Consider the following 23,648-nt stretch of genomic DNA (forward strand, 5'->3'; position numbering starts at 1 on the left):
CTACTGCTTGCCCTCTTCGCCGCGCATCGCACGAACGACAGCGAAGCGGATGATGACGACGAGGCAGATGGCGAGGCTTGCGAATTTCAGCCGTGTCATCCACGGCAACAACTGCGCGGCCTGATCCGCCCAGGCACTGTCCCCGAAAGCGATCAAGCTGGAGACATTCTCGCCGTAGTCGGCGAGGCCATAGATGAAGGGGAGCGCATAGATCAGCTTGGCGAAGAACGGCCGAATCGGGCGGTTGAAGTATGAGCCGCCGGGTCTCAGCTTGATCAAGACCAGCAAGAGGAGTGCCGTCAGAAGTGCCGGAAAGATCAGCTCGGGACCAGCGTACATGGCCCGCAACAGATTGTTGGCAATCTCGTTCTCGCCGAGGAGCCGCTGCATCCGGCCGACGGTCAATTCGTCATAACCGGCGAAATAGATATCGAGAACGGCTTGCCCGGTTTCGTGCTTGAAGGGGACAACAAAGCCGAAGGTCGTCCACGCAAGCACGCCAAGGCAGATAGCCGCGAGCAGCGCAATAATCCAGAGCGGAATACGGCTGCCCGCGTTCATTTTCAGCCGCCGGAGCCCGGATAGTTGGGGCTCTCGCGGGTGATCGTCACATCGTGAGGGTGGCTTTCGCGAAGGCCGGCGCCGGAGATGCGCACGAAGGTCGCGCGCTCCTGGAAGTCCTTGATGTCCTTGCCGCCGACATAGCCCATGGCTGCCTTGAGGCCGCCTGCAAGCTGATGCAGGACGCCCGAAACCGGGCCCTTGTAGGGAACTTGGCCTTCGATGCCCTCGGGCACGAGCTTCAGCGTATCGCGCACTTCCGCCTGGAAGTAGCGGTCTGCCGAGCCGCGCGCCATGGCGCCGACGGAACCCATGCCGCGATAGGCTTTGAAGGAACGGCCCTGGTAGAGATAGACTTCACCCGGGCTCTCATCGGTGCCGGCGAGCAGCGAACCGATCATGACAGCGGAAGCGCCGGATGCGATCGCCTTGGCGACGTCACCCGAGAACTTGATGCCACCGTCGGCGATGACAGGGATATCCTGCGCCCGTGCTGCCTCAACCGCCGACATGATGGCTGCGAGCTGCGGAACGCCGACACCGGCGACGATGCGCGTCGTGCAGATCGAGCCCGGGCCAATACCGACCTTGACGGCATCGGCACCTGCATCGATCAGCGCCTTGGTGCCGTCAGATGTCGCGACGTTGCCGGCCATGACGCGGACGGAGTTGGACAGCTTCTTTACTCGTCCGACGGCATTGAGAACGCCCTGCGAATGACCATGCGCGGTATCGACGACGAGAAGATCGACGCCTGCCTCGATCAGGCGTTCGGCGCGCTCGAAACCATCGTCACCGACGCCGACAGCGGCAGCGGCGCGAAGGCGGCCCTGCGCATCCTTGGATGCGTTCGGGTTGAGCTGCGACTTTTCAATGTCCTTGACGGTAATGAGACCGACGCAGCGGCCTTCTCCGTCGACCACCAGCAGCTTCTCAATGCGATGCGCATGAAGCAGACGCTTGGCTTCCTGCTGGTCGACGCTTTCCTTGACCGTGACGAGATTCTCGCGCGTCATCAACTCGTAGATCTTCTGCTTCGGATCGGAGGCGAAGCGAACATCGCGGTTGGTCAGAATACCGACGAGACGGCCGGACCTTTCAACGACCGGGATGCCCGAGATGCTGTAAGTCTTCATCAGCCCGAGCGCATCGGCGAGCGTCGCGTCGGGACCGATCGTAACCGGGTTGACGACCATGCCGCTTTCGAACTTCTTGACCTGGCGGACCTGTTCGGCCTGCTCGGCCGGCGTCAGGTTCTTGTGGATCACGCCAAGGCCACCGGCCTGAGCCATGGCGATGGCAAGGCGGCTTTCCGTGACGGTGTCCATGGCCGAAGAGATGATCGGGATATTCAGCTCGAAGTCAGTGGCGATGCGCGTTGCAACGCTCGTCTGACCGGGCAGGACCTCGGAATGACCGGGCTGCAGGAGCACGTCATCGAAGGTGAGTGCATCCAAACCGGTTGGCGTTTCTATGATGCGAGCCATGGCCAATTTCCTTCAATTAAGAAAAATGCAACGCCTCCCGGAACGAATCGTCCGCACCGGCAGTGTGCAAGGGTTGCTTTGGAAGTTGGCGAGGGCTGGTAACACGTCTATGACAGGAAGTGAATAGCAAAAAGCCCGACGTGTTCGCCGGGCTTGGTATGGCTGCCATGCAGCGGTCTCACAGGTCGAACTGATAGGTCTTCGGAACGAAGCGATATCCGTCGTCGTGTGCCTCGACAAAGCCGACGGCGGGGAACGGCATGTGGTAGCCTAGGAAGGCAATCTTGTCGGCCGCGATCATGCCGAAGACCTTGCGGCGCGTTGCTGCTGCCTGCGCCTTGTCCATATCGAAACGAACCTCCCAATCCGGCTTCTGCAGCGACAGAATATAGTGATTGGCGGTGTCGCCCGTTGCCACGAGGCGCTTACCCTCGGATTCGATGTGGAAAACCATGTGGCCCTGCGTGTGGCCCGGCGCCAGCATTGCGGTGATGCCGCTTGCAACGGTGCCGCCATCGCCGATGAACGTCGCTTTCTCGGCAAGCGGCACGACGTTGGCGAGAACTGTCTTGTGACCGCCTTCGGCGGCTGTGCCTTCACGCGCTTTGTCCGTCCAGAAATCGTATTCGATCTGGCCGATGACGTAACGCGCGTTCTTGAAGGCCGGTGCGCCCCCTTCCATCAGGCCGCCGATATGATCGCCATGCAGATGGGTCAGCGCGACCAGCGTGATGTCGTCGGGCGAATAGCCGGCAGCCTTGAGCCCATCGCGAAGCAGCCCGCTGCCGCGGGCGCGACCGCCTTCGCCAAAACCCGTATCGACAAGGATGACATCCGATCCTGTGTCGATCAGCGTCGGTGCGTAAGTATTGACGAACTTGTCGGTCGGCAGGAAATTCCTCGCAAGCAGCTCCTGAACCGTTTCCGGCTTCTGGTTGGTTCCGAAGGTTTCATAGGGCTTTTCGGCAATCGTGGCGCCGTCCTTGAAGACGGTAAATTTGTAGGAGCCGAGTTTAAACTGATTGAACTGGGGCTGCGGCGTCGCATCCATCTTGGTCTTGTCTCCACTTACGGCCATAGCGGCCGTCTCTTTCAAAATCATCGGCGTCGCCAGCAGGCTGATGCCCGCAGCAAGCAAAGTGCGCCGTTTCATCCCCGGTAGTGCCATATCCCGCCTCCCAATAGCGTGCAGCATCACTGCCGCATACCCCCAAATGACCAACAGCCGCCGCGTTTGTTGCACCCGACCAAAACAAGCATATGTCAATCTTGGCCGTTGAATTTGCTGAGCAAGCGGTCTCACGCAGACGTGATGCAAACGTGCTTCGGAAGCGGAATGAAGGGTTGGCAGAGCCTGTCGCGAGGACTACAGAGCACGGGCCTCCACCGCCTTCGCAAGACCTTCAAGGCATTTCGCGTATGAACCGCATCGTTCCGCTGATCCTCGCCGTTGCTCTCTTCATGGAGCAGATGGACTCCACCGTCATATCGACCGCCCTGCCCGCCATCGCCAACGATCTCCACGTCGGGCCGATCACGCTGAAGCTGGCACTGACCTCCTACATGGTGTCGCTTGCGGTCTTCATTCCGATCAGCGGCTGGATGGCGGACCGGTTTGGCGCCAAGCGCATTTTCCGCCTGGCCATCTGCGTCTTCGTCGTCGGGTCGATCTTCTGCGCAATCTCGTCCGGCCTGATCGAGTTCGTCATTGCGCGCTTCCTGCAGGGCATGGGCGGGGCGATGATGACGCCGGTTGGCCGCCTTGTGCTTCTGCGAACGACGAAGCGAAGCGAGCTTGTCTCGGCGATGGCCTTGCTGACCATCCCGGCGCTCGTCGGACCGTTGGCCGGACCGCCGTTAGGCGGCTTCATCACCACCTATTTCACCTGGCACTGGATCTTCCTGATCAACGTGCCGGTCGGCATTGTCGGCGTCTGGCTGGCAACGATTTTCCTGCCGGAGGTTGAGGCGACGGCGCCGCCGAAGCTGGATTTCACCGGCTTTTTGCTGACATCGTTTTCGGCCGCCGGCGTCGTCTTCGGCCTTTCCGTCGTCAGCCTCCCGGCCTTGCCGCCCGTTATCGGCATCATGGCGACGGCAATCGGCCTCGTCTGCGGTTTTCTCTATGTGCGCCATGCCAAACGGCATCCAGCGCCGATCCTCAATCTGAACCTCTTCCGCAATCCGACGTTCCGCGCATCGACAACCGGCGGGACGCTGTTTCGCATCTGTATCGGCGCCATGCCCTTCCTGACGCCGCTGATGCTGCAGCTCGGCTTCGGCCTGACGCCGTTCCAATCGGGTCTCATCACTTTTGCCGGCGCGATCGGGGCGATCACGACCAAGTTCATGGCGCGTCGCGTTTTCGCGGCTGCCGGCTTCCGCACCACACTGCTTTCGGCAGCAGGGGTGACGACCGTGGTTACGGTCGCGACCGGCTTCTTCACGCCACAGACGCCACATCTCGTCATCATCGCCATTCTTTTGGTCGGCGGCTTCTCGCGCTCGTTCTTCTTTACCGGCGTCAATGCGCTGGCCTTTGCCGACATCGACGATGCACAGGCGAGCCAGGCAACGTCGATGAGCTCGGTGATGCAGCAGATCAGCCTGGCGCTTGGCGTCGCGGTTGCCGCAGCAATCCTTGAAACATCGATCCATTTCCGCGGCGAGGCGCTGCAGGTGGCCGACTTCCACGTCGCCTTCTACGTGATCGCGATCCTGACTGTCGTGGCGACCATCCCGTTCATCCGGATGGACAGGAGCGCCGGCGCGCTTGTTTCCGGCCACCGTGCGAAGCGCATCACCCCGGCGACGATCGAGGCGGAACAACAGGCCGTGAAGTAAGGCCTATTCCGGAGTCTCGCAGACGGCGCTCAGCTTGTTGCCATCCGGATCGCGCACATAGGCGGCATAGAAATTGGCATGGAACGGCCGCAATCCGGGGGCGCCTTCGTCTACGCCGCCCGCGGCAAGGGCTGCGGCATGAAACGCATCGACGTCCGCATGGCGCTCGGCATGAAGCGCGACCATCGAGCCGTTGCCAGTTGATGCCCGCCTGCGGTTGAACGGGGTTACGATCCAGAGCCGGCATCGGGTGTCGCCATCTGCGGCGTAGCCGATTTCCTCTTCGGAGTAGCGCTGGCGGCGATAGCCGAGCAGCGGCAGAACGATATCGTAAAACCGCCGCGCTTCATCAATGTCGTTGGTTCCGAGGGTGACGTATAGGAGCATGGTACCCGGGCATTCCAAGTCTTGGGAGACCGGATCATCACCCGAGACCAGCCCAAAGATCAAGCTTCGGTGACATCGGGCTCCATCTGGCGGCCCTTGAAGCCTTTCGCCAGCAGGAACATCTCCACGGATTCGGCCCGCGACGACGGCGGCTTGACGTGGACAACCTGCTTGAAATGCCGCTTGAGCATGTTGAGAAGATCGCGTTCGGTGCCTCCCTGGAAGGTCTTTGCCAGGAAGTGGCCACCCTCCCCCAGCACTTCGATGGCAAAGTGTGCCGCCACTTCGCAGAGATGCATGGTGCGCAAATGGTCGGTACGGTGGTGGCCGGTCGTGGGGGCTGCCATGTCCGAGATCACCAGATCAGGCGTGCCGCCGACGGCCTCGATCAACTGTGCCGGCGCTGACGGATCGAGGAAGTCCAGCTGCAGGATCTTCACGCCCGGCAGCTGATCCATCTCCAGGAAGTCGATCGCCGCCACACGGATATCCTCATCCGTCGAGCCCGTGACCTTGGCAGCGATCTGCGACCAGCTTCCCGGTGCGGCACCCAGATCGATGATGCGGCGGGCGCCCTTCAGGATGCCGTGCTTCTCGTCGATCTCGAGCAGCTTGAAGGCGGCACGAGCGCGATAGCCCTCGAGCTGGGCGCGCTGCACATAGGGATCGTTGATGTGGCGCTGCAGCCATTGCCGCGACGACGCCTTCATCTTCTTGTTCTTGACGCGCTGGCCGAGTTTGCGGCCGGTGCGGCTACCCGCAATCGTTGGCTTCGCCATGCTTGTCCCCTATTTGCCGCGCTGGCCGCGGCGGTTGCGGTGGCGCCGCCAGACGCCGTCGTCCGCCATCATGTCCGTGAGCAGGCCTTCCCTCAAGCCGCGATCGGCAACCCGCATGCGCGGGCTCGGCCAGCGGCGGCGGATCGCCTCCAGAATCGCGCAGCCGGCGAGCACCAGATCGGCGCGATCCGGTCCGATACAGGGATTGGCGGCCCGGCTTGCGAAATCCCACGACAGCAGCTTTGCCTGCATCGCCGAGACCTCGTCGTCCGAAAGCCAGATGCCGTCGACCTTGCGGCGGTCGTAGCGCGGCAGGTCGAGGTGGACGCCTGCGAGCGTCGTCACCGTTCCCGAGGTGCCGATGAGATGGAAATCATCCGCGTGACCGATGTCGATCGCAGGGCAATCGAAGTTGTCGAGCATGCCCGCCACTTCCACCACCATGCCCTCGAAAACATCCGGGGTGACATCGCGCCCGCCATGACGCTCCGATAGCGTGACGACGCCGACGGGAAGCGAGGTCCAGTGGGTGATGTGGTTTGCGAGGCGATTGAAGCGGTTGTCGCCGATACGAATGACCGCGATTTCGGAGGAGCCGCCGCCGATATCGAAGAGGACAACGGAGCGGGTCTCGCGTCCGACGAGCGACGAGCAGCCCGAGACGGCAAGCCGCGCTTCGGTCTCCCGATCGATAATCTCGAGTTCGAGGCCGGTCTCGGCAATGACGCGTTCGAGGAACACGGCCCCGTTGCTCGCCTGCCGGCAGGCCTCGGTCGCGATCAGCCGCATACGGCGGATTTCGCGGCTCTTCAGCTTGGAGGCGCAGACGCGGAGCGCATCGACGGCGCGATCCATCGCATCGTCGGAGAGGCGGCCGCTTGCCGCCAGTCCCTCGCCCAAGCGTACGATCCGGGAGAAGGCGTCGACAACGCGAAACTGACCCGGCCGCGTCGGTTGCGCGATCAGAAGACGGCAATTGTTGGTGCCGAGATCGAGAGCGGCGTAAAGCTCATCCGGCCACGGATATTCGTGGCTGCGCTGCCCTCCTTCGGACGGGCGTGCCCCACGATTATCGTTCTGGCCGGTTCGCAATTCGGCTGCCCCGGCCCGCCCGGCGGGCGCTGGCTGCTGCGGCTGGGCCGGACGTCCGGTCGGCTTTTCATGGACCAGTGGGCGTCCCTGGAGGCCGCGCTTGCCGCGATGCTTGCGGCGATTGCGGCGACTCGGCACCGATTCGCCGTCACCGCGAACAGCGTGCGTCGCGCTTAGGGCGTTTTCGTTGCTTGCCTGATGCTGTTGAACCGCTTCGCCTGGAGCGCCTGCGCCACGACGGCGACGCTTGCGCTTGCGCGCGACATTGTCGGCTTCAATTGGGCGCGCCGCCTCTCCGGCATCGCCGGACAGGACATGCTGAGCGGACTGGTTCGCATTGCGGGATTGCCCACCACGCTTGCCCTTGCGGCGCCTGGATTTCTTGCCATCCCTGCGCCCTGCCGCCGGCGCCCCGTTACCTTGCGGCCTTTGGCCGCGTTCGGGGTCTTCCACGTTCTTTTTCCATCGCGCCGCGCAAGTCCAAAAGGTATGCAGCAGGCGCTCATTCGATTTTGCGTTGGCGCGAAGATACCAGCGCATGGCGAAATCACCAAATTCTTTTTGGCGTTAGCGAAATAGGTCCTCTCTTCGAGCTCAAAAGCCAGCGTAAAACCCCTGTTCATTTTTTTCGAAACAGGTATTTGCAATCCGCCAGCTTTTGTTTATAAGCGCCGCACACCAGCGGAGCCGCTTCGAGCGCCGCACCTGCTGGGGAATAGTTCAATGGTAGAACAGCGGACTCTGACTCCGTCGATCTTGGTTCGAATCCAGGTTCCCCAGCCAATTCTCCCTAAATGCCCTTAATTCCTTGATTTTCCGGTCCTGCCGGATATCGTTTTGGCATCATGCGCGACCTGATGCCCAGAGCTGTAGCACACAGGTGATGCCCGCCTAATGAGCGCGGGGGCGTCGCAGTGGCAGGCAAGGGCAACTATCCCATGGCGGTCCGCCACGACGTCCAGAACCTTATTCGCCGCGGCAACATCTTTTACCGGCGGGCGCGTGTTCCCAGTTCTTTCACGCGATGCCAGCCGGGCAGCCGGCTTTCATTGAGCCTTCATTGTTCGGACCATAAAAAGGCTCAAGCAGTCGGTCGGAAGCTCAACACGCTCATGGCCGAGCTGAAGATGAACTCGAAGGAACCGATGTCCAAGGCGCAGCTCCAAAAGCTTTGCGAACATGAACGCGACGTGATGCGCTTGCATCTTGAAGACGTCTCGATCGCCGCAAGACGCAACGGCCGTCCCGCCGACATCGAAGTGCTGGAGCTCCATCTGGAGAATGGCTGAGCTGACAAGCTGCTCGCGGCTCGACAACGGGGTATCTGCATCTCATATCTTTGCGATCAGATCGAACTATCTAGAGCTGCTCCATGAGGCGAACACTCGCGGCTTCCAGGATGGCATCCGAATGCTGATGCACCGGTATGCAGCCGGTCGGCGCCCGTTCGTTTCGACCCATCTCTGCCTTTCCTTCTATCCGCCATCAGCGATCATTACGTATGAAAGCCCGACCACGCTTGGCCGGCGCCGAATTCTCGATATCGCTGTTGCCCCGGCGATCGGTGCCGCCGCAGTTGCACCGTTCCTTGACGACGCGCTCAGCAAGCTTTCCTACTCCGCCAAGGTCGGTCATGACCTGTCGTAGGACCTGCGCGCAGGGTTCGTCTTTCGCAGTGAGCCTCAAGACGTCGACCAGCGGAGCAGCCAACAAAAAAGGCCGGGGCGAAACCGCACCGACCTTCCTCACATCGCTACTCATACCAGTGCCAGTACATCCGTGGTCAAAAGTAGAAAGCGATTGCGGCAAATTGCGAGCGGCAGACATATTCCAGCGCTCATCAGCAATGCCGATGAAAGGCATATAGGCACTCGCTGCATGAAACGCAAGCGCAATTTTTGGTTTTATTCTCGAAGTCTGATAAAAACAAAAATTGCACGAATTGCGTTGCATCCGGAGCCACGCTCAGGCATGCTCGCTTCTTCAGCAGCCAATGTCACGGGCGCTGCTGCATCAAGGGCTCAGAGCCCTCGCCCCAAATTGAAGGAGGACCGAAGTGTCTTCCGAATTCGGTTATGTCTTACATTCCAGGGACCTTACTATGCTGCAACGCATCTTGGATGCGGCTGGATACAGTGCTGCCAATAGTGTTGCTCATCCTGAGCGATACAACATCGCAGCCAAGCTACTTTTCGAACGTTTCCAACATGGGATGACCTCCCCCGACGACCTATCCAGGGAACTGGAAAGGCATTTTGGCCGGGTGATTTCGGCAATATCTCCACCAAGCTTCGAGCGGACACGCGCCTCCATTCAGGGACGGCCTCCTCGGTAGAAATTTCCTGGAGCTGTAGGACTCTCCGCCTTCCCGATGTAGCAGGCCGATAGCATGGAACAACGCGTCAAGGCGGGGATTGAGGGAGTGGATCGCACGGGTGAGGAATGTTTCTCCCTCATGTCTTACGCTGGCTAACTGTGTGATCCACTATTCTCGAATGTGGAATCGGAGACCCTGTGTCGGTACCGAGCTGGCTAGTCTTAGTCGTTGTGAACGCAACCGCGTGCTGCATCCTGTTGCATCTCCGGAAGAAGACCTTGATATGCTTTTTGCGAATTGGCCTGGTGACGAACGGCCGCGCCTTCTTCTCGGCAATGCAGGCCTACGCTGGTACGATGACGGAAACAGTCACTCAGGGAGACGCGCAGTCCGCATTTCTCGCAGCGGCTCTTGACGCAGAGGCAGTGTTCCGGATGGCCTAACTCCTTACTGTGAGGATGGTCGTGTCTTCGCCATGAAGATCCCGAGATCACTGATCTCCATCACGTTGTTGTTTAGACCAAGAAGCGTGCCGCCCGCGCTTTGGTTTCGCCGTCGGTGCGGGCGCGCAAGCCTCACGTTCCAGACGGAGGAGCTTCAGCCGCTCCGTCTTCTTGGAAGCCAAAGAAGGAAAAGGCGGCCGCCGACAAAAGCGGCCCGCCCATTTTAAGTTCTCAGCCGAAGGCCAGCCAAAGCGCCCCAAAGAAGAATTGAGGTTCGGAAGGGCGATCGGCATCTGTATCGGTCGCCTTATCGTCGCCCAAGAAACACCGATCACCGTTCCTGTTTGAGGCACTTGGCGACCTGCCATCCATTTCTTCCCTTTGATTGCCTGCTGCGAATACCCATCTATCTGAAGGCAGAACGAGTACTCGATGGCGCCGATAACGGACCCTCACATGATTGGAGTGTGGCCATGCTGGTACACCGATGGGAAACACCTCTCGTGCTGGGAGACAACCGCATTCGTATTGTCGTCGGCTCCCCGGAGGAGGCATTGACCTGGCTCGTCCATGAACCGAACCAGAGTGCGGCCAAGTGGCAACGAGCCTGGAAGGCCTGCCGAGCGGTCGTTGAAGGTCGGATGAAAACGGAAGACGCCAAGTCCGCCGTTCAGCTCGCGGCCACGCGCTAAGTCGTTCGAGTGCACCAATTTCGGTGATCCGGTCCTCAGGCGGCTGCCGGGTCGAGGTCTTGGCTGCTGCCTCTGCTTGATACAAGCTGGACGGCTGCGCGTTTGGTCCTTACTGGTGCGCGTGTGCCAGGTCTACTCGCCTTCACCTGATGATCAGCAGCCCGACACCGGTGGCGAACAGAACCCCCGTCCACAGCAAGTCGACGTTGATCCAGGCACTGCGCAATATTTCGAGCCCGACCCAGCGATAAACCGTCAGCGCAATGAGGCTTGTGACCGCCAACATTGCGAGCGTGTGGACGCCGACTGCGGCAATCGCCATGGCGGCGGAACCGGCGCCGCCAACATTCGGCAATGGCGGCTGGGTCAGACAGAGGGGCATCAGGGCGGGCAGGATCATGAGGCCGGCGCCATGGGCCGTGGCCATCAGGAACGACCAGAGCACAAGGCCGGCGAGTCCCGTCCGCAAGCCGACGCGAACGCGGCGACTGTGCCCGAAGACTTGATGGCAGATCGCCCAGGCAACGAGCGTCACGCCGGTGGCCATGCGCACAGCATCCTGGTTCACGAAAAGGCCGGCGGCGACTACAGCTCCGGCCACCAACGCGATGGAGACAGCATGCCCGAGGGCAATGGCGGGTACGGCCTGAACCACCGCCGTGAAACTCTGCCGGTGAACGCCGAGCGCAACGGCAAACAGCCACCCCATCGCGGGATTGAGACCGTGAAAGGCGCCCAGTCCCGCCAGCAGCATCCAGGGCCAGAGCTCGTTCATCGGCGCCTCGTTTGCCTGATGTCGTTTCCCTAGGGATAACAATAGGAATCCGACGAGCAGTCTCCACCTTGCAGGCGGACCTGATGCGGACGGTGTGACTTGGGCCATTCGACGAAGAATTTCTCGTCGAAGGCAATGCCACCTTCCGGCTTCGCATCGAGCTTCACCATCCAGCCCGTTATGCCATCGGGATAGAACTGCTCATCGATCGCCCCGTAAAGCGAGTTGGTGAAGTAGATGCGACGACCATCGCGGCTGATCTCGACCATCTGCGGGCCCCCGTTCAGCGCGCCATTCTCGGCCCCTGGGTGCGACGCACGCGAAACGATACCGCCAATGCGGACCTTGCCGGTCAGCTTCGGTTTGAACGGATCTGATACATCGTACTGAAGGAGATCGCCGGTTCCCCAGCAGGACACGTAGAGAAATCTGTCATCCATCGAGAGATCGATGTCGGTGACAAGCGGCGGCACGGCCTTGAAACCCTTGAGCATTGGCGGCAGTTGGTCGGCATCGGCGGGCTCCGCCGGAATGTCGATCACCTTTGTCACCCCCCATTTTTCACCGTCACGGTGCCAGACCCAAATCGAGGAGGAGAGATCCTCTAGGCTGAGCACGCAGTTGACAAAGCCATAGGCTTTCGTCGGGTCGTGCGCGGGCCTGAGCTCGAATACGAGCTGGTACTTGTCGCCGAAATCGATCGTCTGCAGGTGCTTGCGCGTGTGCAGATCCCAGAAATGTAGACGGCGTCCGTATTTCGCGCCGAGCAGGATGTCGGGGACGAGCCCGTTTTCGAAGGTATCGGGCGTGCCCCACTCGCTGGTAACGAGCGTGTCGTGGCCAAGGTGCCACCATACGTCATAGGAGAGCTGTTGCTCTCCCCGATCTATCTCCCACTGTCCGCGGACCTCGAAAGTCCTGTGATCAATCAGAAAAATCCCGCCTGGGGCCTTGCCTTCGGCATTGCCCAACGCGGCCACATAGATGCCCTCGGGGCCGCAATGGATGGTGTGCGGCCGGGAATAGCCGGCTCGTTCGGCCACGTCCGCGGGCTCAATCACCTTGACGATCTGAGGATTTTTGCCGTCCGGCTTGGTGTCGATGATATGGATTCGGGAAGATTTCAGTCCCGGCACGACCAGATAGCGGCGTTCAGCGTGCGGGTGCGGCGCGTTTGGGCACAGACAGGACGAACAGGCATTCCAGCCGAAATGATGCAGTTCGTCACCGACATTAGGCATCGCGAGCTTGTTTATGATCTGCCCGTAACTGGCCGATGTCGGATCGACATCGACGACAGCAAGTTCATCGGGAACCGCTCGCGTTGGATCGAAGGCGACGACATAGGCAAACGTCTCGGGCGCCGCCTTCATGGCCATGCGTGGCGACGGATAAAAGCTCGGATCAGGTTTCCACGTTTCCATGTGAATTGCTCCTGGCTAGCGTGTGCTGAACAGTGAAAAATGCTCGCTAAATGCTTGCCGACAGCCGACTCACGCTGCGGATGGGGCGGGTCCAAGGACGTTCAAGGGATACCAATTCGAACCGGCCACGCGAGCCGTAGAGGTCATCCTCCCCACGCAACTATCTCAAAAAATCGCGGGATTGGGCAGTCCTTTTTTTCATAGCCGCTCTCGCCGCCACTCCGCCTCAGACCTCATGCAGTCCTTTTGCGGACATCCTCCGCCAGTTCCTGCATCCGGTCGATCGGAATGCGTCCGATCAGCATGAAGGCGTGCGTTTCGTTCGACCAGTAGACGACATTCATGCCGCGTCGGCCTTCGACGTCGGGATCCTGCTTTCCGACGTCCGAGCGAACGATGCAGAGTGCCAGCGGCCCCGTCTCCGGGTCCAGATAGGCAATCTGTGCGAGCGGCTTTTCGTCGTATTGCAGCAATTGGGCGCGCTTGAACTCGACGCCGGGCAGCGACACCGCTTCGGGTGACAGGGAGATGCCAAGTTTGTCGACGAGCCTGGCGAGCTGGGCTGCCTGCGCTTCGCCTGACGGCGACGGGCCGGCCAGGGTATCGACAGTGTAGAGGGCGAGGTATTCGGCAACGACGGCGCGCCATTCGCTGCTTTCATCCGGAGCATCAACGCGATTGCGGATGCTGATGAAGGCCCGGTCAGCCACAATTCCGGCGACGAGGCAGGCTGCAAGCGCACCAAGGAAACCGCGGCGACCGAAGCGTTCGGGAGCCGGCTTCGCGTCGGCCGGCGTACCGAGCAAGGTGTCGAGCCTTGCCTTCGGAGCTTCGGCAAGCAGCGGCTCGAAGGCTTGCTTGAAGGGGAGACTGCTCCGCGACAACAACTCCAGCCTCGCGGCCGCACGCGCGTTCGAGTCGAGAAGCGCCTTGATGCGCGAGACCTCCGTATCCGACAGCTCCCCGTCGATATAGGCCGTCAACTCCTCATCGGAGAGGATTTGGTTCTTGTCGTTCATGTAACCCCCTCTCCCGAGACACTGGCGGCTATCTTGGCGCGCGCGGCGGCAAGGCGGCTCATCACGGTGCCGATCGGGATATCCAGTACGCTTGCGACCTCCTTGTAGGAAAGGCCTTCCACATAGGCGAGAAAGACCGCTGCACGCTGCGCATCCGGCAGCGCATTGACCAGCCGCAGAACCTGGTTTGCCATGAGATGGGTTTCCGCGTCGCGGGCGCCATCGACAACAAGGGCCTCGTCTGCATCGACGAAGCCCTGACCGAGGCGCACGCGTTGCGACCGGATCTCGTTCAACCAAATGGAATGAAGGATGGAGAACAGCCAGCGGTCCAGCCGCGTTCCCGTCTCGAACTGCTCGACGCGCTCCAGAGCGCGAACACAGGTCTGTTGCACGAGATCGTCGGCAACGTCGCGGCGATGCGAGAGCACAAGGCCATAGCGCCACAGCCGCAGCAGATTGTCCGCCAGGCCACTTTTGATATCGGCTTCGCTTGCGATGAGAGCCTCCGCCACGATTTTTCCTTCCAAAGCCGCCGGTTGCACCGACGGCTCTGGTACTGCGCGACTATAGGCAGGAAATGTGGTGTACGCGACCGGCATTGGAAGGTTCCTATTCAACCGTGGTTGCGCATTCCCGCTGTTCTTCAATGGTCAAGGCTTGAGGATCGCTTCGTTCAGATCGCGATACGCCTCGCAATCGGTGCCGCAGATCGTTTTGATTGTTTCCAGCTGCTCCTTGGCAAGATCGAGCCGACCCTTGATGACGTAGGCTTCGCCGAGATATTCACGAACCTGCGCGTATTTGGGATCAAGCTCAACGGACTTCAGGTAGTAGGAAATGCCTTCATCCGTGCGGCCGAGCTTGCGGGTGGCGTAGCCGCGATAGTTCAGAGCCTCGGCGGTATTCGGATCCTTCAGCGTATCGAGTATGGCGAGCGCTTCTTCATAGCGTCCGGCTTTTGCCAGCGAATAGGCGTAGTCCGTGCGGTTTTCTTCCGTCACGTTGGCGCTGCTCTGTTTGACGCACCTCTTCGTCCTCTTGTCGTACATCTGGCCCTTCTTGCAGGTCGGCATGGTGCTTTCGCTGCTCCTCCCTCCGGAGCCGCTGGACCCGCTGGATCCGCTACTGCTGCCGCCGCTGCTGCTGCCGCCGCCAATCGAAAATGCGGGCGTGGAGAGTGCAAACGCGGCAATGCAGCCGCCGACCAGGATGGAAGCAATACGAACAGTCGCGATCGTCATGGGATATCTCCTACGAAAATGACGTTGGCGGCGAATGAACACCGTTGACTGGCACTTTATTCGATTGCGTGTTCTTCTTTTTTGCACCTTGCGATCTCGGTGCGGGCGAATAAATGCGGGCCTGACGTGTTAGCCGCTCACGCGCCGGGCAAAAGGAGCATCCCGTGAGTGATACCGTAAAACTGTTGAGTCTTGCCGTCGCGACGCCGGAGCACGTCATCACGCAAAAGGAGGCGGCGGAAACCTCTGCGCGCCTGTTTTCGTCCCGCTTCAAGGATTTTTCGCATTTGGCAAGCGTCTTCGAGAATGCCGGCATCAAGAGACGTTATGCCGCCCGTCCGCTGGAATGGTTCATCGAGCCGCACGGTTGGCAAGACAGAATGGAGGCTTATGGCGAAGTCGCGCGCAGCCTGTTTTTCGAGACGGCCACCCATGCACTCAAGCAGGCCGGTCTAAAGGGATGCGACGTCGACTGCATCGTCACCATCTCGTCCACGGGCATTGCTACACCGAGCCTCGATGCACAGCTCGCAGAGAAAATGGGCTTCCGCTCGGACATCGAACGCGTTCCCGTTTTCGGACTCGGCTGCGCAGCAGGTGTTTCCGGGTTCGCCATCGCCTCGCGATTTGCCCGCGATCGGCCGGGCGCAACGGTGCTTTTCGTGGCAATAGAACTTTGCACTCTGGCTTTCCGGCTGGACGAGCTGACGCGCGCAAACATCATCGCCACGGCACTTTTCGGCGATGGCGCGGCCGCCTGCATTCTCCGGGCGGGGCGAGAGGGTAAGGCCGAAGTCGAGTCGACGGGGGAGCATCTTTTCCCCGATACGCTCGGTATCATGGGCTGGAAGATCGACGACACCGGCTTCGGCGTGGTTCTCGCTCAATCGCTACCGCCCTTTGCCGAGACGGAACTCGGCCCGGCCGTCGACGGGATATTGGCGAGAAACGGTCTCTCTCGTCGCGATATAGGTCGCTTCATCTGCCATCCCGGCGGCGCGAGGGTGCTTATGGCCCTGGAGAGCGCGCTGTCGCTAGAATCGGGAACCCTGGATCACGAGCGCGCGGTGCTTGCGGAATACGGAAACATGTCCTCGCCGACGATCCTCTTCGTGCTGGAGCGCGCCTTGAAGGAGGGATTGCCGGAACGCAGCGCGATGGTCGCCCTAGGACCGGGTTTCTCCGCCAGCTGCGTGACCTTGAAGAGAGCGGCATGATGTGGCCCTCCCTTGCACTGCTCGCCTTCGTGACCGCACAGCGCCTCGCGGAACTCGCCCTTGCCCGCCACAATACGCGGGTGCTTCTAAACAGCGGCGCGAAAGAGGTCGCGCCGCAGCACTATCCTTTCATGGTAGCGCTGCACGGCTGTTGGATAGCCGGATTGTGGCTGCTGGCGATCGGTCGTCCGGTCGACGCAATCTGGTTTGCCGTCTTCATGGTTTTGCAGGCTGGCCGGCTCTGGGTCATCGGCACGCTCAAGGGGCGGTGGACAACACGCATCATCGTTCTCCCGGGCGCTCCGCTCGTCAGCAGCGGACCCTACCGATTCATGGCTCATCCGAACTATGTCATCGTGGCTGGCGAAATCGCCGTCCTTCCGCTTGCCTTCGGGATGCCCCTCTACGCGGCGACATTTTCAGTGCTGAACGCGGCCGTACTTTACGTCCGCATCAAAGCCGAAAACGAGGCACTCAGAACGACAATGTTTTTGAAATAAAACGACATTTTTCGTTTGCGTGCAGCCTGCCGTAGTTGCATTTTCATTGCTTGGAATAGTTGGAATGCACGGCAATGACAAAGAATGCAATTGTACTGGGCGCCGGTATCGTCGGCGTGTCGACGGCCGTTCATCTGCAGCGCAGGGGTCGGCAGGTGACGCTGATCGACCGCAAGGCCCCAGGCAAGGAGACCTCGTTCGGGAATGCCGGGCTCATTCAACGCGAAGGCGTCGTGCCGTACGGTTTTCCGCAGCAACTCGGGCTTCTGATCCGCTACGCTTTCAACAACCGGATCGACGCTCACTACCACCTCAAGGCGCTGCCCGGACAGCTCGCCTTCCTTGCGCGCTACTGGTGGAATTCCGGCGCGAAACGCCATGAGATGATCTCCCGCGCCTATGCCCCGCTGATCGAGCACTCGATCTCAGAGCACAATGATCTGATCGAAGCGTCCAATGCACAGCACCTGATTCGCAAGAACGGCTGGATGGAGATTTTCCGCACGGCTGGCCGGCGCGACGCGGAATTTGCCGAGGCAGAGCGCCTTAGAGCCGAGTTCGGCGTCATGCACGAGCAGTTGGACGCCGCAGCCGTCGCGCGGCTGGAGCCTCATATCAAGGGAGATTTCGTCGGCGGCCTGCGGTGGCGCGATCCTTGGTCCGTACTCGATCCGCACGGTTTGACGATGGCCTACCGCACCTACTTCGAGAGTCTGGGCGGAAGGTGTGTCGCTGGCGACGCCAATTCGCTCGGTCGCTCCGGCTCGAGCTGGCGGGTGGTCACCAGCGAGGGTGCTCTGGACGCGGAAGATGCGGTTTTGGCGCTCGGCCCCTGGGCTGCTGTTGCAACACGTCGGCTCGGCTATGCCTTCCCGCTCGGCGTCAAGCGAGGCTATCACATGCATTATGCCGCGGCAGGCGATGCGACCCTCAACAACTGGACGCTCGATGCCGAGCGCGGTTATTTCCTCGCACCTATGAGCCGGGGCATCCGGCTGACAACAGGTGCGGAATTCGCGGCACTCGATGCGCCGAAGACACCGGTGCAGCTCGATCGCGCCGAGAAGGTGGCACGCACAGTCTTTCCGCTCGGCGAGCGGCTCGATCCGGAGCCGTGGATGGGCGCCCGACCGTGCACGCCCGACATGATGCCTATCATCGGTAAGGCGCCCCGGCACGACGGGCTGTGGTTCGCATTCGGCCACGCTCATCACGGGTTGACGCTCGGGCCTGTCACCGGCCGCGCCCTGGCGGAAGCGATCACCGGCGAGGCACCGTTCATCGATATTTCGGCCTATTCGCCGCAGCGCTTCAACCCATAAGCAACGCACGCATACCAAACAGGCTCATAGAAGGACAACAATCCGCCAGACCGGCGGAAAGGAGAACCTGATTCCTCCAACGTTTACGCCGAGTTGCCTATAAGACGAGGGAAACTCTCAGGAAATCCAACATGTCTATTGGCTCCTCCCCCGCCCTCGAGACACGGCAGCCCCCGCTCGGCACGCCGGGTCTCGGCGCGCTCGTCGTTCTTGTCCTCGGCACACTACTGCTCGGCTACTATTACGGCCCGGCTCAGGGCGCACTGTTCCTTGTCGGCGGCGCCCTCGGCATTGCCCTCTATCACGCCGCCTTCGGCTTCACCTCCGCATGGCGCGTCTTCATCATGGATGGTCGCGGACGCGGCCTGCGCGTGCAGATGATCCTGCTGGCGATCGCCGTCGTGCTGTTCTTTCCGTTCCTGGCGAGCGGCACGCTGTTCGGCCATGAGGTCAAGGGTTCGGTGTCGCCCGCAGGCATCGGCGTGCTCGTCGGCGCCGTCATGTTCGGGATCGGCATGCAGCTCGGCGGCGGCTGCGCTTCCGGTACGCTGTTTACCGCCGGCGGCGGAAATGCGCGGATGCTCATCACCCTGTTTTTCTTTATCGTCGGCTCGGTGCTCGGCACCGTGAATTTCGACTGGTGGGTGAGCCTGCCGTCACTGCCACCGACCTCGCTGGTACAGAGCTTTGGCGCCATCGGCGGCATCGCGGTCTCGCTGATCATCTTTGCAGCGATCGCCGCACTGACTGTTGTCGTCGAGAAGCGCTGGCACGGCTCGCTCGAAAAGGAAGCGCCCTCCCCGCGCCGCGGCTTTTCGCGTTTCCTGCGCGGACCGTGGCCGCTTGTCCTCGGCGCCGTTGCCCTTGCCTTGCTGAACTTCGTGACTCTGTCGATCGCCGGTCGCCCCTGGGGCATCACCTCGGCTTTTGCACTTTGGGGCGCCAAGGGCGCACAGATCATCGGCATTGACCCGACCGCCTGGGCTTATTGGCAGACGCCCGCCAATGCCAAGGCGCTGGCCGACAGCGTCTTTGCGGATATCACCTCCGTCATGGATTTCGGCATCATTGCAGGTGCAATGCTCGCCTCGTCGCTCGCCGGTCGATTTGCACCGAGCTGGGATATTCCGCTGCGTTCGGTTCTAGCTGCTGTGATCGGCGGCCTGCTGCTCGGATACGGCGCACGCATCGCCTACGGTTGTAACATCGGCGCCTATTTCTCCGGCATCTCGTCGGGCAGCCTGCATGGCTATCTCTGGGCCGTGGCCGCATTTGCCGGCAATGTCATCGGCGTTCGCCTGCGGCCCTATTTCTTCTTCGAGAAGAAGGTCCTGCTGCGGACCGACGGCTAAACAACGCCCAAAGACTTGAGATCGCGGAGCGCCGTTTCCGCCATCCCTTCGATTGTATTGTCGATATCGACGGTCACGACGCCGAGCTCGCCGGTCGGCAGTTCGAGTGTCGCGAGTTGGCTTTCCAGCAAGGATGCAGGCATGAAGTGACCCTTGCGCTCACCCATCCGCTTCGTGAGCAGCTCCTTCGAGCCTGACAGATAGACAAAACAGAGTTTTCCATTCACTGCCTTGCGCAGCCGGTCGCGATAGATGCGCTTCAACGCCGAGCAGGAAACGATGACGCCCTGCCCACGATCAAGCGACGCTTTCATTGTCTGACCGATGAGGTCGAGCCAAGGCATCCGGTCGTCATCCGTCAAGGGAATGCCCTTCGACATCTTCTCGACATTCGATGCAGGATGCAGCTGGTCGCCCTCGACAAATTGCATGCCGAGGGCGTCCGAAATCGTCATGCCGATCGAGGACTTGCCGCAACCACTGACCCCCATGACGATGATGGCGTAAGGGGTTCCGTTGGTCTCTGGCATTGCTTGTCTCTCTCAGCGTTCCGGCACTCCCGGGGACGGGAGAACGACGACCTTATGAAGCAGCGAGTGTCGCACTCTTGCGCGCAAGGCGAGCCTTGATGGTGTCAACATCCGCGCGCGGCGTGGCCGCAAACAAGGTCTTCGTATAGCTGTGCTGCGGATCGTTGAAAACCTGATCCCGCGCGCCATACTCCACAGCTTCACCGAAATACATCACCATGACGTCGTCGGCCATATAGCGGACGACCGAGAGATCGTGGCTGATGAAGACATATGTGAGGTTCAGCTCGTCCTGCAAATCCGCGAGCAGATTGAGAACCTGAGCCTGGACCGAAAGGTCGAGGGCAGACACCGGCTCATCGAGAACCAGAAGCCGCGGCTTCAGCATCAAAGCGCGGGCGATCGCGATACGCTGGCGCTGGCCGCCGGAGAACATGTGCGGATAGCGATTGAAATGGATCTCCTGCAGGCCGACCTTCTTGAGCATCGCCATCGCCAATTCGCGCCGCTCAGCGGCGGCCGTATCGGTGTTGATGATCAGGGGCTCCATCAGGATGTCGCCGATCTTCTTGCGCGGGTTCAGCGAGCCGTAGGGGTTCTGGAAGACAATCTGCACCTTGCGGCGAATTTCCGGTGTCAGATCGCCTGCAGCGATATCGACCTTCTTGCCGTCGATGAAGAGATCGCCACCGCTCGCCGGATCGATCATCGTGACGATGCGGGCGAGCGTCGACTTGCCGCAACCGCTTTCGCCGACGATCGCCAGCGTCTTGCCCTGCTCTACCTTGAAGCTCACACCCTTGACGGCGTGTACGGTTCTCTCCTTCTTGAAGAGACCGCCCGGCAGATAATAGTTGCGGACAATGTTCTTTGCTTCGAGGACTGGCGTCATTGGGCCGCTCCCTTGAAAATTTCGCCGATGGTCGGCAGTCGATCACCGGTGGCATTTTCCGGTAGGGCGGCAAGCAGCGCTCTCGTGTAATCGCTCTTGGGCGACTCGAAGAGCGACAGGACGTCGGCCTCTTCCATCTTGCGGCCCTTATACTGCACGATCACGCGATCGGCTGTCTCGGCGACAACGCCCATGTTGTGCGTGATCATGATCAGGCCCATGCGGTGCTCCGTCTGCAGCCGCATCAGGAGATCGAGGATCTGCTTCTGAATGGTGACGTCGAGCGCAGTGGTCGGCTCATCGGCAATCAAGAGCTTCGGATTGCAGGCGATTGCGATGGCGATCATGACGCGCTGGCACTGACCACCCGACATCTGGTGCGGGAAATGGCCGAGGCGCTCGGCAGGATTGGGAATACCAACGGCCTCGAACAGCTCGATGGCGCGCTTGCGCCGTGCAGCCTTGTCCAGCCCCAGATGGATTCGCAGAACTTCTTCGATCTGGAAGCCGACGGTAAAACAGGGATTGAGGCTGGCGATCGGCTCCTGGAAGATCATCGACATATCCTTGCCAATGATCTTGCGCCGCTCGCTCGCCGACATGCCAAGCAGGTTGCGGCCGTCGAAGACCATCTTGTCGGCCGTTACCTTTGCCGTCCAGGGCAGAAGGCCCATCGCCGCGAGCATGGAGACCGACTTGCCGGATCCGGATTCTCCGACGATTGCCAGGACTTCACCCGCATCCACCTTGAGCGACACGCCATCAACTGCGCGAAACGGGCCCGTGGACGTCTGAAACTCAACGGCGAGATTTTCGATTTCAAGAAGTGCCATATCAGGACCTCTTCAGCTTGGGGTCGAGCGCATCGCGCAGGCCGTCGCCCATCAGATTGATGGCAAGAACGGTGATCAGGATGCAAAGACCGGGGAAAGTGACGAGCCACGGGGAGCTCTGGAAGAATTCGCGCGCATCGGCAAGCATCGTGCCCCACTCCGATGTCGGAGGCTGGGCGCCCATGCCGAGGAAGCCGAGGGCTGCGGCATCAAGGATCGCGGCGGAGAATGCGAGCGTTGCCTGAACGATCAGCGGAGCCAGGCAGTTCGGCAGGATCGTCTTGAACATCAGACGGAAGGTGCCGGCGCCCGCGACGCGCGACGCTACGACGTATTCCTTTTCGCGTTCGCTGATGACGGCGGCGCGCGTCAGTCGCACGAAATGCGGCTGGTTGACGATCGAGATGGCGATCATGGCATTGAGCAGGCCCGGTCCCAGAACGGCGACCAGCACGAGGGCCAGCAGCAGCGAAGGGAATGCCAGGATGATATCCATGACGCGCATGATGAAGGTGTCGACGCGGCCGCGGAAATAGCCTGCAACGAGGCCGAGCAGCACGCCGGCGACAGCCGACAGCGAGGCGACGACGAGGCCGATGAACAGCGAGAAGCGCGTGCCATAGATGAGGCGCGACAGCATATCGCGACCGACGGCATCCGTTCCGAGCAGGAACATCGGATTGCCCTTGTCCGACCAAACCGGCGGGACGCGCTGCATGCCGTCGAAAGGAACGTTCGGATCATGCGGGGCAATCAACGGCGCGAAGATCGCTGTCAAAAGCACGAGCAGGAAGATGCCGAAGCCGATGACGGCACCCTTGTTGCGAGAGAAATAGTACCAGAACTCAGAGAGCGCTGACGGCTGGGTCGACTTGGTGGTTATCGCACTCATAAGCCGCTCCTAGTGACGAATACGTGGGTTGATCAGACCGTACATGAGGTCGACGATCAGATTGACGATCATGATGATGCCGGCGATGAGCAGCAGGCCACCTTGAACGACGGTGTAGTCGCGCTTGAAGACCGCATCGACCATCCACTTGCCGATACCAGGCCAGGAGAAGATCGTTTCTGTCAGGATCGCGCCGCCGAGCAACACGCCGACCTGCAGACCAATCGACGTCACGACCGGGATCATCGCGTTGCGAAGCGCGTGCAGGCCAACGACGCGGATGGGGGCGAGACCCTTGGAGCGCGCGGTGCGAACATAATCTTCGCCGAGCACTTCCAGCATGGCCGAGCGCGTCTGTCGCGCGATAACCGCAAGCGGAATGGTGCCGAGAACGATCGTCGGCAGAATGAGCGAGACGAACGCCGACTTGAATGCACCGGCCTGGCCGGAGAGCAGGCTGTCGATCAGCATGAAGCCGGTGACCGGCTTGAAGAAATACATCAGCGAAATGCGGCCGGACACGGGTGTCCAATGCAGCGTGTTCGAGAAGAGAACGATGAGCAGCAGGCCCCACCAGAAGATCGGCATCGAGTAGCCGACGAGGGCAACGCCCATCACGCTCTGGTCGAACCAGGTTCCTCGCTTGACCGCGGCGAAGACGCCGGCGGGAATGCCAAGCACGATGGCAAAAATGATCGCACAAAGCGAAAGCTCAAGCGTCGCCGGAAAGAGCGAGCCGAACTCCTGCAGAACCGGGCGCTTGGTAACGATCGACGAGCCCAGATCACCCTGCACCACGTTACCGAGGTAGTCCAGGTATTGAACATAGACGGGTCGATCGAGGCCGAGATCATGCATGACCTGGGCATGGCGTTCCGGCGCCATCACGCGCTCGCCCGACATCAGCATGACCGGGTCACCGGGCAGCAGGCGGATGAACGAGAAGGCGATGAGTGAAACGCCGATGAAGGTTGGGATCAGGATCGCGAGGCGTCCGATGAGAAATCGCAACATTGGCAAGTGTCCATAGTGTTCCGGCGGTCAGG

General features: G+C 60.8%; 25 protein-coding genes and 1 tRNA gene. 10 read left to right on the forward strand and 16 right to left on the reverse strand.

All coding sequences use genetic code 11. The features are described from left to right. The 3 genes from IB248_RS10065 to IB248_RS10075 form a co-directional block, all read right to left on the reverse strand. Nucleotides 1-561 (reverse strand): hypothetical protein, encoded by a 561-nt coding sequence (locus IB248_RS10065; protein WP_192240761.1) that lies wholly within the window; start codon nt 559-561, stop codon nt 1-3. 2 nt (nt 562-563) lie between these two features. Next, the gene (gene guaB, locus IB248_RS10070) at nt 564-2,048 is read right to left on the reverse strand and encodes an IMP dehydrogenase (protein WP_192240762.1); all 1,485 of its coding nucleotides are present in this window, start codon (nt 2,046-2,048) and stop codon (nt 564-566) included. A 178-nt stretch (nt 2,049-2,226) separates the two neighbouring features. Further along, nucleotides 2,227-3,216, reverse strand: a complete 990-nt coding sequence (locus IB248_RS10075; protein WP_192240763.1) for an MBL fold metallo-hydrolase — start codon at nt 3,214-3,216, stop codon at nt 2,227-2,229. Between the two features lie 251 nt (nt 3,217-3,467). On the opposite strand from IB248_RS10075, the gene IB248_RS10080 reads away from it, so the two are divergent. Continuing rightward, nucleotides 3,468-4,892 (forward strand): DHA2 family efflux MFS transporter permease subunit, encoded by a 1,425-nt coding sequence (locus tag IB248_RS10080; RefSeq protein WP_113470019.1) that lies wholly within the window; start codon nt 3,468-3,470, stop codon nt 4,890-4,892. A gap of 3 nt (nt 4,893-4,895) precedes the next feature. Here the strand turns inward: IB248_RS10080 and IB248_RS10085 are convergent, their stop codons facing one another. Genes IB248_RS10085 through IB248_RS10095 form a run of 3 tightly spaced genes read right to left on the reverse strand, consistent with a single transcriptional unit; the run spans nt 4,896 to nt 7,603 of the window. Beyond that, entirely contained in the window at nt 4,896-5,279 is a 384-nt protein-coding gene (locus IB248_RS10085; RefSeq protein WP_192240764.1) for a VOC family protein, read from the reverse strand. A gap of 59 nt (nt 5,280-5,338) precedes the next feature. Next, nucleotides 5,339-6,058, reverse strand: a complete 720-nt coding sequence (locus tag IB248_RS10090) for an RlmE family RNA methyltransferase (protein WP_018856877.1) — start codon at nt 6,056-6,058, stop codon at nt 5,339-5,341. A 9-nt stretch (nt 6,059-6,067) separates the two neighbouring features. Then, nucleotides 6,068-7,603, reverse strand: coding sequence for a Ppx/GppA phosphatase family protein (locus tag IB248_RS10095; protein ID WP_192240765.1), 1,536 nt, complete (start codon nt 7,601-7,603; stop codon nt 6,068-6,070). 256 nt (nt 7,604-7,859) lie between these two features. Between IB248_RS10095 and IB248_RS10100 the strand changes: the two genes are divergently transcribed. The 5 genes from IB248_RS10100 to IB248_RS10115 all read left to right on the forward strand — a co-directional run bounded on the left by IB248_RS10100 (nt 7,860) and on the right by IB248_RS10115 (nt 10,602). Then, a tRNA-Gln gene (locus IB248_RS10100) sits at nt 7,860-7,933 on the forward strand. A gap of 329 nt (nt 7,934-8,262) precedes the next feature. Next, on the forward strand, nt 8,263-8,439 hold the full coding sequence (locus tag IB248_RS31660; protein ID WP_245271653.1) for a hypothetical protein: 177 nt from the start codon (nt 8,263-8,265) through the stop codon (nt 8,437-8,439). Beyond that, the gene (locus IB248_RS31665; RefSeq protein WP_246779227.1) at nt 8,432-8,797 is read left to right on the forward strand and encodes a hypothetical protein; all 366 of its coding nucleotides are present in this window, start codon (nt 8,432-8,434) and stop codon (nt 8,795-8,797) included. The genes IB248_RS31660 and IB248_RS31665 overlap by 8 nt, the downstream gene beginning before the upstream one ends. A gap of 948 nt (nt 8,798-9,745) precedes the next feature. Next, on the forward strand, nt 9,746-9,910 hold the full coding sequence (locus tag IB248_RS10110; RefSeq protein ID WP_246779228.1) for a hypothetical protein: 165 nt from the start codon (nt 9,746-9,748) through the stop codon (nt 9,908-9,910). Nucleotides 9,911-10,383: 473 nt separating this feature from the next. After that, nucleotides 10,384-10,602 (forward strand): DUF982 domain-containing protein, encoded by a 219-nt coding sequence (locus IB248_RS10115; RefSeq protein WP_025659479.1) that lies wholly within the window; start codon nt 10,384-10,386, stop codon nt 10,600-10,602. A 142-nt stretch (nt 10,603-10,744) separates the two neighbouring features. Here IB248_RS10115 and IB248_RS10120 read toward each other — a convergent pair whose 3' ends face one another. From IB248_RS10120 to IB248_RS10140, 5 genes are all read right to left on the reverse strand, one after another. Continuing rightward, a complete protein-coding gene (locus IB248_RS10120; protein WP_025659480.1) occupies nt 10,745-11,377 on the reverse strand; it encodes a hypothetical protein in 633 nt (210 codons plus the stop codon). 29 nt (nt 11,378-11,406) lie between these two features. Further along, the gene (locus IB248_RS10125) at nt 11,407-12,801 is read right to left on the reverse strand and encodes a selenium-binding family protein (RefSeq protein WP_169681240.1); all 1,395 of its coding nucleotides are present in this window, start codon (nt 12,799-12,801) and stop codon (nt 11,407-11,409) included. 233 nt (nt 12,802-13,034) lie between these two features. Next, complete coding sequence (locus IB248_RS10130; protein WP_192240766.1) at nt 13,035-13,820, reverse strand: anti-sigma factor; 786 nt, start codon at nt 13,818-13,820, stop codon at nt 13,035-13,037. Continuing rightward, the gene (locus IB248_RS10135) at nt 13,817-14,422 is read right to left on the reverse strand and encodes an RNA polymerase sigma factor (RefSeq protein ID WP_025659483.1); all 606 of its coding nucleotides are present in this window, start codon (nt 14,420-14,422) and stop codon (nt 13,817-13,819) included. The genes IB248_RS10130 and IB248_RS10135 overlap by 4 nt, the downstream gene beginning before the upstream one ends. A gap of 51 nt (nt 14,423-14,473) precedes the next feature. After that, nucleotides 14,474-15,064: a tetratricopeptide repeat protein gene (locus IB248_RS10140; protein ID WP_018856866.1), complete on the reverse strand. Its 591-nt coding sequence runs from the start codon at nt 15,062-15,064 to the stop codon at nt 14,474-14,476. 164 nt (nt 15,065-15,228) lie between these two features. Here IB248_RS10140 and IB248_RS10145 point away from each other — a divergent pair, with 164 nt between their 5' ends. The 4 genes from IB248_RS10145 (at nt 15,229) to IB248_RS10160 (ending at nt 19,455) form a co-directional block, all read left to right on the forward strand. After that, nucleotides 15,229-16,281 (forward strand): type III polyketide synthase, encoded by a 1,053-nt coding sequence (locus IB248_RS10145; RefSeq protein WP_018856865.1) that lies wholly within the window; start codon nt 15,229-15,231, stop codon nt 16,279-16,281. Next, nucleotides 16,278-16,781, forward strand: coding sequence for an isoprenylcysteine carboxylmethyltransferase family protein (locus IB248_RS10150; RefSeq protein WP_112667597.1), 504 nt, complete (start codon nt 16,278-16,280; stop codon nt 16,779-16,781). The genes IB248_RS10145 and IB248_RS10150 overlap by 4 nt, the downstream gene beginning before the upstream one ends. A gap of 74 nt (nt 16,782-16,855) precedes the next feature. Then, complete coding sequence (locus IB248_RS10155; RefSeq protein ID WP_192240767.1) at nt 16,856-18,103, forward strand: FAD-binding oxidoreductase; 1,248 nt, start codon at nt 16,856-16,858, stop codon at nt 18,101-18,103. 131 nt (nt 18,104-18,234) lie between these two features. Next, nucleotides 18,235-19,455 carry a YeeE/YedE family protein gene (locus IB248_RS10160; protein ID WP_192240768.1) on the forward strand — a complete coding sequence of 407 codons (1,221 nt, stop codon included), beginning with the start codon at nt 18,235-18,237 and terminating at the stop codon, nt 19,453-19,455. Here IB248_RS10160 and IB248_RS10165 read toward each other — a convergent pair. The 5 genes from IB248_RS10165 to IB248_RS10185 are packed head-to-tail and all read right to left on the reverse strand — an operon-like array spanning nt 19,452 to nt 23,616. Next, nucleotides 19,452-19,985 carry a gluconokinase gene (locus tag IB248_RS10165; protein WP_192240769.1) on the reverse strand — a complete coding sequence of 178 codons (534 nt, stop codon included), beginning with the start codon at nt 19,983-19,985 and terminating at the stop codon, nt 19,452-19,454. The genes IB248_RS10160 and IB248_RS10165 overlap by 4 nt on opposite strands. Before the next feature lie 52 nt (nt 19,986-20,037). Beyond that, nucleotides 20,038-20,877, reverse strand: coding sequence for a dipeptide ABC transporter ATP-binding protein (locus tag IB248_RS10170; RefSeq protein ID WP_062375973.1), 840 nt, complete (start codon nt 20,875-20,877; stop codon nt 20,038-20,040). Then, complete coding sequence (locus IB248_RS10175) at nt 20,874-21,710, reverse strand: ABC transporter ATP-binding protein (RefSeq protein ID WP_018856859.1); 837 nt, start codon at nt 21,708-21,710, stop codon at nt 20,874-20,876. The genes IB248_RS10170 and IB248_RS10175 overlap by 4 nt, the downstream gene beginning before the upstream one ends. A 1-nt stretch (nt 21,711) precedes the next feature. Next, entirely contained in the window at nt 21,712-22,602 is an 891-nt protein-coding gene (locus IB248_RS10180) for an ABC transporter permease subunit (protein ID WP_018856858.1), read from the reverse strand. Nucleotides 22,603-22,611: 9 nt separating this feature from the next. Beyond that, a complete protein-coding gene (locus tag IB248_RS10185; protein WP_016552833.1) occupies nt 22,612-23,616 on the reverse strand; it encodes an ABC transporter permease subunit in 1,005 nt (334 codons plus the stop codon). Between the last annotated feature and the right edge of the window lie 32 nt (nt 23,617-23,648).

The organism is Rhizobium sp. RHZ01 (assembly GCF_014851595.1).
Classification (GTDB): Bacteria; Pseudomonadota; Alphaproteobacteria; order Rhizobiales; family Rhizobiaceae; genus Rhizobium; species Rhizobium altiplani.